This is a genomic window from Flavobacterium sp. DSR2-3-3 (genome assembly GCF_049896585.1).
Lineage (GTDB): Bacteria > Bacteroidota > Bacteroidia > Flavobacteriales > Flavobacteriaceae > Flavobacterium.
Genome location: NZ_JAFCUP010000004.1, coordinates 121,824 through 138,616 on the forward strand (window position 1 = coordinate 121,824; position 16,793 = coordinate 138,616).

Genomic DNA, 16,793 nt, shown 5'->3' on the forward strand with positions numbered 1-16,793 from the left:
TGACGGTTGTGCCTGCGGTTAATTGTGTCTGAAAGAGCTGCAAATGTCTTATGTTAATTTATGTTAAGGTAAATTTGAACGATAAATAGTGCTGAGGAACAAATCCAATAAGTAACATAAAAGCAAAACTAATAAAGAGTTTAGGTTATTTAAATGGTAAAGCTTAAAATGAAAATGATCAAAAATAAAGCGACAAAAGAATCGATTTTTTAGAGAATTATTTTTTGAATTTAAATAGTCTGGGTAAATAATCAGGAATGGTTTATGAGTAAAAATTATTTTTCATACACAATTGGATGTGGTACTTATGCTTTGCCGTATACTATTTAATTTCTAAGAACTTGGTCTTAAATTTCTTGATTCGGAAGTTTTTTGATTTCACTACTTTTCCATTATCTGTAATCATGACGCACCTATAATTAGGGTATTTGTTGAGCAAAAGCAGTCCTGTTGTTTTCCCTAAAACCATCAATGAAGTGCTTAAACCGTTTGCCATTTCAGCATTTGGACCAAAAACCGTCACACTGCATAAGCCTGTAGCGGGATATCCCGTTGCTGGATTGATGATATGTGAATAGCGTCTTCCGTCAAAAACAACAAATTTTTCGTAGCTGCCTGATGTCGTTACGGCATCTTGTTCTAATGGTACAACAGCTAAAATTGTTTCAGGATGAAAAGGATTCGTAATACCGATATTCCAAGCTTTTCCATTAGGCTGTTTTCCCCAAGTGCTCATATCTCCTGATCCGTTTATAATTCCGGCTTGAATGCCTTTTGCAAGCATCATATCCCGGCATTTATCGGTGGCGTATCCTTCTCCTAATGCGCCAAATCCAATTTTCATCCCTTTTAGTTTTAGAAAAATGGTTGATCGGACGCTATCCAATATTATATTTTTGTAGCCTACTTTTTCAACTGATTTTTGAATGGCTTCCGCCGAAGGCATCTCAGTCATGGAGCCGTCGAACTTCCAGATTTTATCCATTGCCGCAAAGCTGATGTCAAAACCGCCATTAGTCACTTCAGAAAACCGAATCGCTCTTTGCGTCAATTCAAAAACTTCCCTGTCCACTTTCACCGGCCGAATACCCGCATTTTGGTTCACTTCTGATACTTGCGAGTCCGGTTTCCAGTCGGAAATCAAATTTTCTATTCGTGTAATTTCGACAATAGCAGCATCTATGTTTTGTTCTGCTGACAATGAATCCTTCGCTACAATGGTAATGTCAAATCGACCGCCCATAAGTAAGGTGGTTCTTTTTCGTCCGATTTGTGCATGACTTCCTTGACTCAGAAAAAGTATCGCAATCAGTAAAAAGAAGTATTTTATAAACATAAAATTCAATGTTAAAATTATTTGGGCGTGACCCTGCGTAAAAACTTCGGGTCGTGCTGTACGTTCCCGCTTTTTTTTGAGTGGCTGAAAAAAGCCTCTCAAAAAAAGAGCTTCACTGCCATCACTCACGCGGAGCAATTCTACAAAAACAGCAGTAGTTATTGTAAATTCAATTTAGTTTCGGCTCCCTTTCCTTTGGAGAAGGCTGGGGAGAGGATTTAATAACAATCCGTCAGCACTTGTCTATTAGCCTTATAATCTGCAATTCTCAAAGTTGCTTTCGCAAGACAGAGTGCATCAAGAGCCGCTTCCACGTCCTTTTGCATCGCAAGAGAACCGCAAATCATTACAACGCCTCCCTGTGACAGTAAATCCATAAAAAAATCAGCATCTCGTTTGATTAGATCCATTACATAGTGATGGTTTACTTCGCGGGATAACGCCACATGAAAACTTTTAAGTTGCTGTTTTTGAATCATTTCAGCAGCAAATTTTTCATATACTATTACAGTTTCAGTTGCTTTTCGAAAACCACAATACAAATGAATTTCAATTTTTTTCTTATTTTGTTCTATCGTTCCCAGAAAAGGAGCAATGCCGGTTCCATTTGAAATCAGTGCTACTTTAGATGCTTTTTTCGGGAAGTGAAATGATAGATTTTTAATAATTCGTGCCTTGAAAACAGATCCCTTTTTAACGCCATATAAATAGCCTGAACCCAAACCAGAAGGATGCAGTTTTACCACTAATTGTATGTTGCCGTTATGATTTCCAATAGAGTAGAGACGTTCTTGATTGTCGTTTGAAGGATAAATAGCCAGTAAATCCCCAGAAGTAAATTTAGCATTCTTATTAGAACGTAATGTAAGTAAAAAAGTATGTTCCGTATCAGAAATGGCAGTTTTATCAAGTACGGTCAGCTTTTGCAAATCTTTTGGAACTTTACTATATAAAGATGGAGTTGCCGAAAGTGGAATTCCTGTTTTGGCACTCCATAATTTAATCCACTTTACAAATTCTTTCGCTGATTTGTCATTTACGGTTTGTAATTTTAATAAGCGTTCAGTCCAATTTTGTTTTTCCAAAACGGTATCAATTTCACGGGCAAAACCGCAAAAATCAGGATACGCTTTCGACCCAAAACCAACGACCGCAAAATTGATTTTTTGATTTTGTTCAGTTTTATTGACCAGTGCTATAAATTTACCCGCATTCGAAGGCGCATCGCCCAGTCCGTGGGTTGAAGTAAATACGATAAGATGCTCTGCTATCGGATAAACTGAATAATTATTTATTTCGGTAAGAAAAACTTTTTTTCCGTTGGTAAGCAATTGTTTCTGAATGGCATTGGCAAATAGTAGCGTACTTCCATTTTCGGAACCTACCAGTAAAATGAATGTGCTGTCTTCAGCTTTGTATTTATTTTTAATTCGGCTCGCTCTTCGTTTTAGCGTCATGGCAAAACCGGAGTAGATAAAAAATAAAATATTTGAACTCGCTATTCCTAAAATTATCGCCCATAAAATACTGCTGCGACCGGTATGCAAATTAAGACTCAAGTCTGACACTAAAGTTTGCAACGGAAAAGGAATTTCACGCACTATCGCGCCAGTAATTTGGTTGACTTCTATTTTTCGGTCTTTTAATGTAATGCTATAATATTCCTCAGGATCATCTGAAAAAGGGAATTCAATTTTTTTAACATCAGCCAGAAGCGTGTTTTTAAAAACTGAAATAGGAGTTTCTTTTTTTGAAATAGACGTACGTGTTGCTATTTCGGTTTTTTCTTCTACATCTGTTTTTTCGAAGAAAAAATTAAACTTTTCCAAGGTTAAATACGTACCCGAAAGTGCAATTATCAGAATTGGAATCAGTGATAATCGACCTAAAAAAATATGGTAATATTGTACAAAATTTTCCTTTACAATTTTAGAAAATAAACTGCGAAGACTTCTTTGACGGTTGAGTATCAAAGCAAAACCCGAAATGGAAATCAATATTAACAAAAAGGCAATAAAACCAACAAAAAAACGCCCGGTTTCTTTAAGGAATAAAGAACGATGGAGCGCTGTTGTCCATTGGATAAACGCACTTTTTTTGATGGGTTCTCCTAGTATTTTTCCAGTTCTTGGGTCGATGTAAGCATTAACATCATTGTCTTTCCAGTCAATACCTTGCAGGGTCACAAATTGATTGTGGTCAACATTCAATTCCGTTATTTCGGGATACGCTTTTTTTAGTGCTGGTAAAGTTTCTTCGAGTGTTATTTTTTCAAAATTTTCTACTTTGTATGGCGGTGTTTTCTCCTGTATGGCATCTACGGCAAGTATGACACCAGTTGCGGACGCCAACACTAAAAATGCAGCAGAAAATACAGCCAAAGCCAAATGTAAGTAACGCCAAAAAGAAAGAGTCATTTGTCAAGTTGTATGTTTCCCCACCCCAACCCTCCCCGGAGGGAGGGAGTTGAAACTGGATTAAAATGTTGTTTAAATATTTTTGGTTGCTTTACCGCTGCGCTTGCGTGAGGGGTTGAAGTGGAGCTCTTTTTTATAAAGGCTTTTTTGTCTTTATAAAAAAAGCGGGAACGGAAGACCCGACCCGACCTTTTTTAGAGAGGGTCACGCCCAAACTACCTTTAGCAAATATAGCTGTTTTTTAAATTTTATTTAATCTTACGTAGCGAATGTAACCTTTACCTTCAGTTTTTGCAGCAATTCCTTCAGTTGTGAGTGGAATTTCTAAATCAGCGGTATTATATTTATGATCTTCTACTGCTGTTTCAAATCGTAATTTAAATCCTTTATTGATTTTAGCATCTTCAATTTCTATTGTTGTGATGCTTCGGTCACCACCAGTTACAGAAGCTCCGGTTTTGGCGCTGATGTTTTCTGGTTTTTTAGCGTAAAATTTGTGCCACTCTTTAAGGGTTTTGTACCATTTTTTATCATCACCCATTACATATAACGTTTTTACATAATCGCCTTTAGCGTTTATAAGTGAAACTACAATATAAGCGCCTTCTCCCATGTAGTTTGACATTTGCAGCATGCATTTGTATTTACTGGTTTGTGCGGAAGCCTGAAAAGATAATAAGGATAATAGCAAAGCTGTTACACCTAATTTTAATATTGATTGCATACTATTGTTTTAAAAATTCTAGAGAAACGTTGTTTTTTGTTAAAGACTCATTTTCTTTTGCTAAGGCGTAGGCGCTTTCGTCAAAATCAGTGGTGATTTCTTTTTTGGCACCAATAGACACTAGGTATTTTATGATAGCATCGTCTTTAGCAATCATGGCTGCTTTGTGCAACGCAGTTAAACCATCTTTATTTTTTGCATTTACATCAATGTTCAAATTGGTGATTTTCTTTAATAATGCCAAATCGTTTTTGGCGATAGCAAAGTGGTAGAGCGTACTTCCGTCTTTTTGAGGAGCGACTAAGTTGAATCCTTCGTCTTGCAGCAATTTTATTTTAGCGTCAAAAGGATCTTGTGATGGTCCATTTGCCACTTCTGGGCCACGACTCATTGGTCTGTAGGATTGTATTAAGTAGTATCCCAAATTGTTTCCGTCTTTATCTAAAACATTTACCGCAGCACTTTTGTTCAAAAGAAGTGCAACTGCTTCAGGGGTTCCTGACTTCACCGCCATCGTTAATGCCGATTCTCCTTTGCTATTTTGCAAATTGTTGTTTTTTACAATTGGTAATAACAGTTCCATTGCAGCGATTTCTTTGGATGCAGCAGCAGCCATTAATGCTGTATTTCCGTCGTTATCAGCTTTGTTGGGATCTACTCCTTTGGCTAAAAAGTAATTGATGATTTCGTTTTGTTTGGATTTACCTGCAAGAAAATGAAGTACTGTCTCACCTGTTTTGCTGATTACTGCTGGATTTATTTTTAATTCCTCTACCAAATATTTAAAGGTCTCAAGAGTATTTGCATCTCTACGGGAACCTTGCGCGGCAATAATTAGTGCATTATCATTGTATTTTACTCCTTTTTCTAACAGTGTTTTTAGAAGGGTAATATTTCCTGTTCTCGCCGCATAATTAAATGCGGTATTACCATAGTCATCAACAGCATCAAGAGACATTCCTTTAGTAATAAAATAGTTAGAAAGTGTCAGACTTTTGTCCGACGGTATCGCCAACAGCAATAGGTTTACACCGTCTTTATATTTCTTGTTCGGGTTTATTCCGGCTTTAAATAATGCTTCATAAACAGCAATATTGTTTTGACCATTCGTAGCTGCAAATGTAATTGGTGTATAGCCTTGACTGTCTTCTAGATTAATATCGGAACCTTTGGCTATTAGATATTCTACGATTGCTGGATTTCCTTTATTTGCTGCCCAGTGTAAATAAATACGATTGTCGTGTGTTGATTTATTGACTTCATTCCCGGGTTGTTCCAGTAAGAATTTAATTGTAGTCACAGGAGCATCATTGTTGATAGCCATAACTGTTACATCAAAAGCATTGGGGGTTGATGCTGACGGGCTGTTTCCTTTTGCTATTTCCGCTTTAACTGTATTTACATCCGGATGTGTTTTCCAGAATGACTGCTCCAAAAGTGTATTTTTTTGTTGCGCATTCATAAACAAAGTAGTGGCTAAGACAAAAGAAATAAAAAGATTCTTTTTCATACGTATATTATTAGGGTTGATCTTTTTTGTAACGTCTTATTTAGAATAAATAAGAATAAATTGACGCAAATATACAACCCATTTAAATAATACAAAAATTATTTAGAATAAATATGAATAGCATTTGAGTGTTTTTAGACAGAGTGCTAAAATTCAGTTTGTAGTACTACGTAAATCTACGTCTTTACCTGTAAAGTTTTTAGTCACTTTATGTCTATAGCAGATTATTTGATTTTTTTCATCGAAAACTGTTCTGAACTAGGTTTTCCTTGTTGAATTCCCGAAATATTAGCCACTAGACTGTCTTTTGTAATTTGGGTATAAATGATTTTTTTTGGATAATCGTGTTTTGGGTTTTCAAAAACCATTTGCTTTTCTGTTCCGGTTGTCAATTTGAAAGTAACCGCTTTGTCGTTATTTTGTCCTTTAACGGTAGCGGAATACGTTAACTTATCTCCTTTTTGTTGCAAGGTTATCGATTCAAAATGCAAGGTATCTTTTTCTTTGATGAAGTATGACTGCCCTTGAAACGTACTGTCGTTTACTTTTTCCCAAGTTTCGGTTAGATTGCCTTCAACTGATTTACTTTCCCAATTTCCCAAAAGCCAATTTGCGGCTTTGATTTTTTCTTTTTCATTTGCATCCGAATTTTTACAGGAAACAAAGGCTAACAAAAGCAGTGCAAGAGTCGTTTTTTGAAACATAAGTTTAGATTTTTCGTATTTAATTAGATTAAGCTAAATTATGAAAAAATAGAATAGGTGTATTTTATTTTTGGTTCTGGAATATTACAGCTAACGCTTTAAAAAAAACATGGCCACGCTTACACAAATTTGCACGAAAAAATTATCTGTTTAAATTTCACAAATTCGCCTTTAATACGAATATAATTCGTTATAATTCCTGAAATTCGGGACAGTAAATGATAATGAAGTTTACCTATTTCGGTATTATACACATTTTTTCAAAATAGTGTATACCAATTCTTTGGTGGGTTTTTGATCTTTAAGTTGGGTTCTCACCGCATCAAAAGTGACTTTAAAATCACAGCCCAATTTATAATGACTACAACCATAAGCAGTTTTTCCTTTCAGAACCGTTCCTTTTTTACATTTCGGACAGGCTAATTCGTCCGGATTGGCTTTAGCCAAAGTTTTCTTTATCTCTAATTTGAGTTTAAAATTTTCGTCAAAACGAAGCAAACCTTCCAGAGTGCCAGCATCCGTTTTAAAGTCTTTCAAGTTTACGGTAGAACCTTTTTGAAGCAACCGCAAATATTGATTCTCGGATATTTTTTTCTCTGCAAACGTATAAGGCAATAAAAAGGTGCAACCTACTTTATAATCGGAACATCCGTATGAAGATTTTCCTTTTATTAGTGTCCCTTTTTTACATTTTGGACAGGCCTCCGCCAAAATTCCTGCTGCTTTCTTTTTCTCTACTTTACCTACCTCTTTTTGGATACTTCCTGCATGCGAAATATTTGCGCGTCTGGTTTCACTGCGTACTTCATACACCAAAGTTTCCACCATTCGCTTCATATTATTGATAAACGAACCGGCGGTAAAGGTTCCTTTTTCAATATCTTTCAATTGCTTTTCCCAAGAACCCGTGAGTTCAGCCGACTTTACCAAATCATTTTGAATGGTATCAATCAATTGAATTCCTGTAGGTGTTGGCAATACTTGTTTTTTGTTTCGAATGATGTATTGGCGTTTAAACAGCGTTTCAATAATATTGGCTCGTGTGGATGGACGCCCGATACCGTTTTCTTTCATTAGTTCACGTAAATCTTCATCATCCACTTGTTTGCCCGCGGTTTCCATGGCGCGCAATAAGGTAGCTTCCGTAAACTGATTCGGCGGCTTGGTTTCCTTTTCTAAAAACGAGGGTTCGTGTGGACCTTTTTCGCCTACAATAAAACTGGGTAATATATCAGCTTCTTTTTCTTTTGCGTTTGGGTCTTCAAAGACTATTCGAAAACCTTTTTTTAGGATTTCTTTTCCCGTCGTTTTGAAGGTTACATCGGCTGCTTTCCCGATTACTGTGGTATTGGCTACCAAACAATCGTCGTAAAACACGGCAATAAAACGCTTGGTAATTATGTTATACACTTGTTGCTGATTGTATTGCAAATTGCTTTGAATCCCCGTTGGAATAATCGCGTGGTGATCCGTAACTTTTTTATCATTGAAAACCTTGGTCGATTTTTTAATCTTTTTTCCCAAAAGCGGTTGCGTCAACGCGGCATAATTGGTTAAGTTTTTTAGTATGCCGGGAACTTTTGGATAGATATCGTTTGGCAAAAACGTGGTATCGACTCTCGGATACGTGACTACTTTTTGTTCGTATAAAGTCTGTACAATTTTAAGTGTTTCATCTGCGGTAAAGCCAAATTTCGTATTGCAATACACTTGTAAGCCTGTTAAATCAAAGAGTTTTGGTGCAAATTCATTGCCGTTCTTTTTTTCGACAGAGACAATTTCGAACTCGCTTTCCTTGACTTTGTTGGCTAGGATTTCGCCATCTTCCTTTTTCAAAAAACGTCCTTCCTCATAGCTGAACAGCGTCTCTCTATACAAGGTTTGCAACTCCCAATAGGGTTGCGGCTTGAAATTCTCAATTTCTTTGAATCGGTCCACGACCATGGCAAGAGTAGGGGTTTGCACCCTTCCAATAGATAAAACTTGCTTGTATCCGCCGTGTTTTACGGTGTACAAACGCGTGGCATTCATACCGAGTAACCAGTCGCCAATGGCTCTGGAAAATCCGGCATAGTACAAGTTATCGTAGTTGGCGGATGGTTTCAAGTTCTCAAAACCTTCTTTTATAGCTTCGGTGGTAAGGGATGAAATCCATAAGCGTTGTACTTCGCCTTTATAATTGGCTTCGTTCATCACCCAGCGCTGAATGAGTTCTCCTTCTTGCCCCGCATCCCCGCAGTTGATTACCAACTCAGCTTTGTCAAACAGACTTTTTATGATTTTGAATTGCTTTTGGATTCCCGAATTTTCGACTACTTTGGTTTCAAATTTGTCGGGCAGCATGGGCAGGTTGTTCAAATCCCAACTTTTCCAGTGGGGTTTGTAATCGTTCGGTTCTTTTAACGTACATAAATGCCCAAAAGTATACGTTACCTGATAGCCATTGCCTTCGTAATACCCGTCGTGCTTGGTATTAGCTTCCAAAACGGATGCGATTTCGCGCGCTACACTCGGTTTTTCGGCAATACAGACCTTCATTTTCTCTTTCTAATTTAAGAGCGCAAATTAGGAATTTAGAAATTGGTATTAAAAAGAAAGTGGTAGGAGTTATGAACGGGTAAGTTGTATTTTTTTAGGAGAAGAACGAATGGTGTTTTCAATAACGAACCGTCCTGCTGTCCGCTGTATTCCCGATTAATAAAATCTACGGCTGAAAAAGCCTTGTTTTTCTAAATCGGGAGATGCTGCTTCCATCAGGGCTATCAACTACGTTTTATTTTTATAATAACGAAAGAAATATTTTTTTAGTAAAGATTCGCGCGAACGTCCCGCTAAACCGAATTTCAATCAATAATGTATTTAAATCCGTTTATTTTCATGAGCGGGAAGCTTGCGTTAAACTAGAGAAATTATTTCGAGGAACGAAGTAATCGCATTCAGTTTATCAGTTCTTTTACTTTATCATTTTTGTGGTGAACGCCAAGAAATGGAATTATACACCAACGTTATAATCCGTAGTTATATTTTGAAAACATCCAGTCTTTGTATCCACGGAATTTCTGACTCAACAAAAGTAAGTCTGGTCTTGATGATTCGGTCACTCTTATCTCTGGGATTTTTAGTTACAAATCTCGCCTTGGATTTATTGAAATCCAACATATTTTTTACATCAAAGTCTTCTTGTTTGTTCGAAGAAAAAGTAATCACATTGTCTTTCGCAGTCCATTTTCCTTTTCCGTATCTATTTACTTCAGGTGGAACTCCGTTTTTAATTTTAGAATAGGAATGAAATACGAATGTTCCATCTTGATTTAAGGTTAATTTGTATTCAATTAAATGATCTGCTTCTTTGTTAAAGGTGCGATTGTAATCGCCAGCAAATGCATTCGATTGCGCGAATACTGTCAGGTTGAATATTAAAAGTAAAGTAGTAAGTAGTAATTTCATTGGTTTGGTTTGTTTAATGTGTTAGTATTTTTTTGTTGCTTTTGCGTTTATTTGTGAGCAATTGGATAAATTCACTGCGAGGAACGAAGCAATTCCATCCAGTTGGTCTATAATTTTATTTGCTTCTAGTTGTTGGCACAGTTTGCAAAACTGCGTTACCGATTATGGGTATATGAGCGATCGGGTTTCATTTTAAGAAATAATGAAGAATTTGATTTAATAAAAGTAATAAAAATCTGCGTTGCAAACGATACGATTATGCCATAAATTAAACTGGCACTCGTTGAAAACGAGCGGCAGTGGAATTATCTTCAAGTTGTTCAATCATAAATTTATTTTCAATTTTTTTTCGGTTTTCTGAAACTTGAGTTTTTCTTGTCCCTGTTTTTACGTTATTCTGAGCGTTCCGCTCGTGAATATAATTTTGTTTCCTGACAATATCGAAAAATGAATAAATAAATGATTTTGATCACGTTCCCGAGCGGAACGCTTTCGCCAGCGGGGGGTAAGTGGTACTTCCATCTGTTGGTTTTTTAATGGGTTAAAACTTTTTGCTTCCAGAGTTTATTTCTGAGTGATTGGATTAAGTCATCGAGAGGAACGAAGCAATCACATCCAGTTTGTCTATTATTTTATTTGCTTTTCGTTGTGGGCACAGTTTGTAAAACTGCGCTAACAATTGTGGATACCAGAGCGATCGGATTAAAAAATGTACATGGTTTTGATAGAGCAAGATCGTATGGTCTTACCATTATGTAAATGCAGGGAGCAATAGCAATTTTCGCAGTCAACTAAAAAAGAATACTGAAACTAATGTAGGAAATGCAATCTACACCCGCATTATGCAAAATGCACCTAAAGAAGTCAAAAAAAGACTCATACAACTTGTAATAAAAAATAGTTATAAAAAGAAAAACGCTTATAAAGGATGTTTAAAATCCTGTTATAAGCGTTTTTTTATTGTCTGAAAAATGACGCTAATCAAAAAAAAGCGATATTTTTCAGTGGCTTTCGAAATCGGGTAGCCTATTTTTTTTATTTTTATTTCTTACAATTATTATGGCTTGGTTACGTCATTCATTTGAAGTGTTACGGCAGTTTGTGCTAACAATCTACCATTTATTGTTGCATGAGTCTGTAAATTGATCCCGGTCATTCCTAATATATTTCCTTCAAAATGACTAGTTGTTCCACATGTTACGGCATCGGAAACTACCCAAAAAATATTTTTGGCTTGTACTCCTCCTGTTAATGTCATTCTAACTGCTGAACTCAATTTCAGAGTACCTGCTACTTGGAAAATAAAAACATCAGTTGAATTACCAGAAAGAGTTATGTCCGTTGGAATAGTAAGCGCAGTTGTCCATTTATACAAGCCAGGTGTAAGCGTCTTTCCTCCAATATTTCCGGCACCTAAATTCAGAAAATTAGGGTTAATTCGTCCTGCTGCATCAGTATAAGCGGTTTGCATATCTCCAACAGCAACTGTTAATCTTGTAGCATTAGGTACACTACACGGAAGCGGACCGGCAGCATCAACGGTGTATATTGTTCCTACTACTTCTGTACATCTAACCAATACTGCAGCACCAGTTATTGGACTTGAACCAATATCACCCGTAATAGCTGATTTATACACATTTGTAATTCCTGTTTTTGATAAAATTGCAAAATCTCCTGCAATGCCAAGATTTACTGGTTTCTGTGAACCAATTTTTGTTGGTATGTTATAAGTTTCATTTACCGCAAATATAGTAGAAGTTGAACCATCTGATTTTGCAACAGCAGAGGAATTAGAAGTTGAATTCTCAACATTATCATTAGTACAACTGGTCAAAAATACTACCGATAGGATAGCGAGGGTAGATAGTGTGTTTTTTAATTTCATAACTATTTATTTACTTTGTGACTTATTTGACACTCGATAAATGTAAAGATATTACTATAGAATAAGTTATGAAATTGTAGTATTTAGTTATAAGATTGTCGTTTTGGAAAGTTTTTTAGATATCATAGTATTTTGTGCTAACTAAAAATTACCACATGTACTATAAATGAGTAGTTTACAATAGGGTTAAATAGTGGTAATTATTGTAAGCTTAGTTTTTCTTAAACAACTAATTACTACATTTCACCATTTTTTTTTTGAAACCAAAAAATTAAATTTATTTTACCACTTGTACTTTATGTAAAAGGCCAATAATCTTGCCAGACAATGGTGTTTCATCAACAGGTTTTGAAATACAATCTTTCATTGCTTTTGATTTGTATTTTTTCAAATCCACTTAAGTAAAATCAGCAGTTAAGGCAATAACAAGAATTCTTGATTTTATTGTTTTAACAATATATTCTGTAACTTCAAATCCACTTTTTACAGACATTCGCAAATCCACTGGAATACTATCATATATTTCGGCCTGAAGCGCTTCGAACGCTATTTTTCCTCTTTCGGTAAGATCACGTTTAAGTCCAAAAGCATCCCATCCCGTTAGACTATTATTTTATTTGCTTCTCGTTGTGGGCACAGTTTGCAAAACTTCGTTAACGACTGTGGATATCTGAGCGATCGGGAGCTTATTGTCATTCGGTAAGTGCTTTTTTATTGTCATTTATAAATTGTTCAAATGTTGTTGGTTGTCTATTGGTGATTTTCTCGACCCAGTTAGTAGTCTCAGGTTCTTTTTGAAATCTTGGGAAATAGTGAAGCATAATCATCACAAGAATAAACATCGTTGGTGTTTTTTCTTTTCTTTTTGTCAGGAAGAAACTTATAAGGTTTGGTGATATATATTGAATTTCAATTCCTAAAATGTCACTTAATATTCTTGCCATTTCCAAAAACGTCAACTTTACTTTACATGTTAATTCATACGATTTATTGATATGCTCCGATATGTTTGTTAAGATAGTTGCAGAAACTGCACCTATGTCACGAACGTCAACCAGCGTAAATTTTGCGTTACCAGCAGGTAGATAAATTCTTTTTTTATTCACTAAGTCGTTATGCAAAGTAGTAGTAAAGTTTTGCATAAAATAAGCAGGTCTCAGGAACGTGTATGGTATTTTGCTGTCAACAATTAGTTTCTCAATTTTGTGGTGCGGTATCATTTTACTTTTCTCAACGCCCTGAACTGATAAGAATACAATATGTTTAACTCCGTTTTTTTTACAAGTGTCAATGATAGGTTTAAAATATTTTTCTACTTCTGAAATTTGTGGCGGTCGTAATAAAAAAAGGATTTCACAGCCGTTCAAAGCGGTTTTGTATGTCTCAACATCTGTAAAGTCAAATAGAGAAAAATTTACTTTGTAATTGGATAATTTAAGTCGGTCTTCATTTAAGTTTCTAACTCCAGCATAAATTTCAAGTTGATGGTCAATGTTTTGCAATGACTTTATCACTTCTGTCCCAACATTTCCTGTCGCCCCAGTAATTAAAACTTTTGTCATACTATTTATGTAAAATGTTTGTCATTGTTGTGTCGTCCTTAGCATTGGCTAAAACGTTTCACAGCTTGGCGATGTGGCGGAGTGATGGAGCCGAAACTTTCGATTAAACACTGACTTTGCAAGTACAAAACCAACTTCAAATTAAACCCAAACCCCGCTATATTGACAAATTTCTGTTGATTAATCGGTTTAATTCATTGTAATGAACGAAGCAATCCCTTCCAGTTTGTCTATTATTTTATTTGCTTCTCGTTGTGGGCACAGTTTGCAAAACTGTGCTAACTACTGCGGATACCCGAGCGATCTGGTCTGAAAAATCTCACCCATTTTATATCGTAGATTGAAACTATAAACGATTTTTTCAAATCAGTAAACTTTGTATTCGTTACAAATGCTGGATTTGTCAAGAAACTTTTTTTACTATTTGGCTAATTTTATTTTGTTTAAAGTAAAAGTCAAATTTGAAATATCAGCTGTAACCTCATTTATTCTTGAGTTAGTAAAATACAAGTAGTTGTTATAAATACTAAATGTATCTGCCCACTTTATCATATCACCTTCTACCAAAGTGTGAATACTGCCATCCGGTTTTCTATACTGGATTTTATTATTTTCTAAATCGGCAAAATATAAATTGCCATTGTCGTCAAATAGCATGCCGTCCGGTGCGGCGGTTTTTGCCTCAAATCGAACGCTTTCTTCAATGCTTTTTTCATCTTTAGAGTTAAGCGTATTGTTTGCAATTGAATAGAGGCTGTATCCTGTAAGGGCATGAAAATAAAGTCGGTCGTTTTCAGTGTCTAGTGCTATTCCATCAGAATGAATGGTATTTTTCCATTTTTTGTCTCCAAATGTCAAAAAGCCTTGTTCGGCAGTTGTTGATTTATGATTGTCTAAAACTCTTCTAGAACGACCGGATTTAATGTCTATGATGACAATACCAGAGTTTCCTGAGTCAGTAAGATAAATTTTTTGAGTTTTTTTATCTATCCTAAGATCGTTGATATAAGAATCAGGGTGGTAGCTATTTTTATCTAATACATGGGTTTTAACTAATTTATCAGTTGTTAGATCAAAAACAAAAAGACGAGGCGCATCCAGTACATTTTCGAATAATTGACTTCTGGTGTCTAAAACATACAATTGGTTTTCAAAGGCAACTACTGACTGCACTCCAACAAATTTATTGGCTACAACTGGCTGTCCAATCTCCCAAGAATTCCAATTTTCATCCGGATAGCTTTTTTGAACGGTATTGTTTGTTATTTCCACGACGGAATCATCAACTCCTTTTCTCCATCTCGGAAAGTTTACAAAAACACGCCCGGCATCAGTAAGTGTGACTCCGGTAACTTGTTGCCCTTTGAACGCAGCAACTTCTATCACTTGATTTGCTGTGCTGTCAACATGTTGATTTTTAACTTCGGCCGCTTTTTTGCTAGTTGTTTCTTTACAAGAAACAAAGAATGTAACTATTGAAAATATAATAAGGATCTTTTTCATTTCAGTTGGTTTTGTTTTTGGGCGATTGAATTAAGTCATTACGAGGAACAAAGAAATCCCATTCAGATGATCTATTATTTTATTTGATTCTCGTTTTGCGCACAGTTTGCAAAAACTGCGCTAATGATTGTAGATATCCGAGCGATCGGTCACAGTCTTTTCCAATAAAGGCTGGCGTGAACATCCCGCTCGTGCCACTTATAATTAAGAACATCTTTGCATTCGTTTGTGTTTACGAGCGGGACGCTCGCGCTAGCGATGGTTTTGGCAGAAGTATTTTTTATATGTATTTTAATAGAAGTTCCTTTTCAGACCACATTATCGGCTCTTTTGTTGTTTTTTCATTTAAAAGTTGGAATAGAGAAGATGATCTTTCTGGGGAATAACCTTCTGATTTGTCATTAAAAATTGTTATTCTTTCATCTATGAAATTTTCATATTTTGATTTAAAAGCAATTTCAAAATTTACAATAGATTTTCTTAAATCATTTTCAAAATAACTTGGAGTTGAACCGGTAACATAAGTGATTAAATTTATTTTTGATTTTTTTGTAATAATCGCATTAAATTTAATGTTTTTATAATCATCTAAATAATGTCTCAATTTTACATCATCATTGTAGTTTATTTTTAAAAATGTGTTTGCATCGCTTCTAAAAGTTTCTCTTTCTTTTTCCTCTTTTTCGTCTTTGTATTGAATACAAAATGAATTCACAGCACCTACAATAAAATTTGCTAAATCAAATACTGCAGTTGGAATTTCTTCAATTTTGCTACAGATTTTATAATAATACTCAATCCCTGATTTATCTAAAGTTGATTTTACTTTATAATTCATTGAATAAGAAGAAATTATTCTTCGTATCAAATCTTCTGATTCTTCAAAATATGGAGTTTCATAATAATTTTGGTCAATCCAACCGCTGTCTGTAACTACGATTTTTTGATTTGTAATTGTTACAAAAACTGAAACAAATTTGTTATTAATGGTTGAAAATGCGGTTATGATCTCTAAAGCATTATCTCTTTCTTTGAAACTTGTTAAGCTACAAAAAGACTTCTTTATTTGCTCAATTACTTTTTCGTTTTCCATTATTCAAAATTAATGTTATCAAAGTTAATATTATTATTTTCTTCAAAACCAAATTCTTGAATTAGTTGAGCGACAGTTGGAAAATTATTATCAATTAACTTTGAATTTGTTTCCATACAAAATAATGAAATTCCAAAATTTATGTCATTTGCAATTATTTGCGACTCAGTTTCATTTTTTAATGTTTCATTTTGGTATGCTATATAATTTCCATTTTCATCAAATGAATTGAAATGAGGAGTTTTAATTGATTGTTTTTCAAGAGGAATTTGTGGATTTTCATTTCTGTGCGCAGGACCATCAGAGTCAAATCTAAAGTATGGTTGTTTAATGAAATTTTGACATCGAAGTTTTATTCCATATTTGTTATCTCTTTTACTTTGCTCAATCATAAAAACAATATCTTCACTAATAGTGCTGTGTTGAATGTTAGATTGACCTTCAAACCAAAAGACATTACTTTTTTTTGGTTTTAGAATAATTTCTTTATTTAGAACAATTTTTTCTTCGAAAACTAACTCATTAAAAAAACTGAATTGGTCTTTAACTTCTATATTTGGTTTATTCATTTCTTCTCATTTTTTTAAGATTTCTGCCAACATTTTAGTA

The 16,793-nt window shown here is 35.0% G+C and carries 12 protein-coding genes; all 12 read right to left on the reverse strand.

Annotation, left to right across the window (positions count from 1 at the left end):
- Window positions 1-322 precede the first annotated feature (322 nt).
- Window positions 323-1,336 (reverse strand): FAD:protein FMN transferase, encoded by a 1,014-nt coding sequence (locus tag ACP7AQ_RS06970; protein ID WP_426094939.1) that lies wholly within the window; start codon window positions 1,334-1,336, stop codon window positions 323-325.
- Window positions 1,337-1,554: 218 nt separating this feature from the next.
- The gene (locus tag ACP7AQ_RS06975; protein ID WP_426094940.1) at window positions 1,555-3,753 is read right to left on the reverse strand and encodes a PepSY domain-containing protein; all 2,199 of its coding nucleotides are present in this window, start codon (window positions 3,751-3,753) and stop codon (window positions 1,555-1,557) included.
- 241 nt (window positions 3,754-3,994) lie between these two features.
- Complete coding sequence (locus tag ACP7AQ_RS06980) at window positions 3,995-4,477, reverse strand: DUF2271 domain-containing protein (protein ID WP_426064303.1); 483 nt, start codon at window positions 4,475-4,477, stop codon at window positions 3,995-3,997.
- A 1-nt stretch (window position 4,478) separates the two neighbouring features.
- Window positions 4,479-5,987, reverse strand: coding sequence for an ankyrin repeat domain-containing protein (locus ACP7AQ_RS06985; protein WP_426094941.1), 1,509 nt, complete (start codon window positions 5,985-5,987; stop codon window positions 4,479-4,481).
- 224 nt (window positions 5,988-6,211) lie between these two features.
- Entirely contained in the window at window positions 6,212-6,691 is a 480-nt protein-coding gene (locus tag ACP7AQ_RS06990; protein WP_426094942.1) for a DUF6265 family protein, read from the reverse strand.
- 246 nt (window positions 6,692-6,937) lie between these two features.
- Entirely contained in the window at window positions 6,938-9,229 is a 2,292-nt protein-coding gene (locus tag ACP7AQ_RS06995; RefSeq protein WP_426094943.1) for a DNA topoisomerase 3, read from the reverse strand.
- A gap of 480 nt (window positions 9,230-9,709) precedes the next feature.
- On the reverse strand, window positions 9,710-10,138 hold the full coding sequence (locus ACP7AQ_RS07000; protein ID WP_426094944.1) for a copper resistance protein NlpE N-terminal domain-containing protein: 429 nt from the start codon (window positions 10,136-10,138) through the stop codon (window positions 9,710-9,712).
- Window positions 10,139-11,195: 1,057 nt separating this feature from the next.
- Window positions 11,196-12,026 carry an ice-binding protein gene (locus ACP7AQ_RS07005; RefSeq protein WP_426094945.1) on the reverse strand — a complete coding sequence of 277 codons (831 nt, stop codon included), beginning with the start codon at window positions 12,024-12,026 and terminating at the stop codon, window positions 11,196-11,198.
- Window positions 12,027-12,718: 692 nt separating this feature from the next.
- Window positions 12,719-13,588 carry an NmrA family NAD(P)-binding protein gene (locus ACP7AQ_RS07010; protein WP_426094946.1) on the reverse strand — a complete coding sequence of 290 codons (870 nt, stop codon included), beginning with the start codon at window positions 13,586-13,588 and terminating at the stop codon, window positions 12,719-12,721.
- Between the two features lie 420 nt (window positions 13,589-14,008).
- Window positions 14,009-15,091 carry an L-dopachrome tautomerase-related protein gene (locus ACP7AQ_RS07015; protein WP_426094947.1) on the reverse strand — a complete coding sequence of 361 codons (1,083 nt, stop codon included), beginning with the start codon at window positions 15,089-15,091 and terminating at the stop codon, window positions 14,009-14,011.
- Window positions 15,092-15,371: 280 nt separating this feature from the next.
- Window positions 15,372-16,184: a hypothetical protein gene (locus tag ACP7AQ_RS07020; RefSeq protein WP_426094948.1), complete on the reverse strand. Its 813-nt coding sequence runs from the start codon at window positions 16,182-16,184 to the stop codon at window positions 15,372-15,374.
- Window positions 16,184-16,753, reverse strand: coding sequence for a hypothetical protein (locus tag ACP7AQ_RS07025; RefSeq protein WP_426094949.1), 570 nt, complete (start codon window positions 16,751-16,753; stop codon window positions 16,184-16,186). The genes ACP7AQ_RS07020 and ACP7AQ_RS07025 overlap by 1 nt, the downstream gene beginning before the upstream one ends.
- Between the last annotated feature and the right edge of the window lie 40 nt (window positions 16,754-16,793).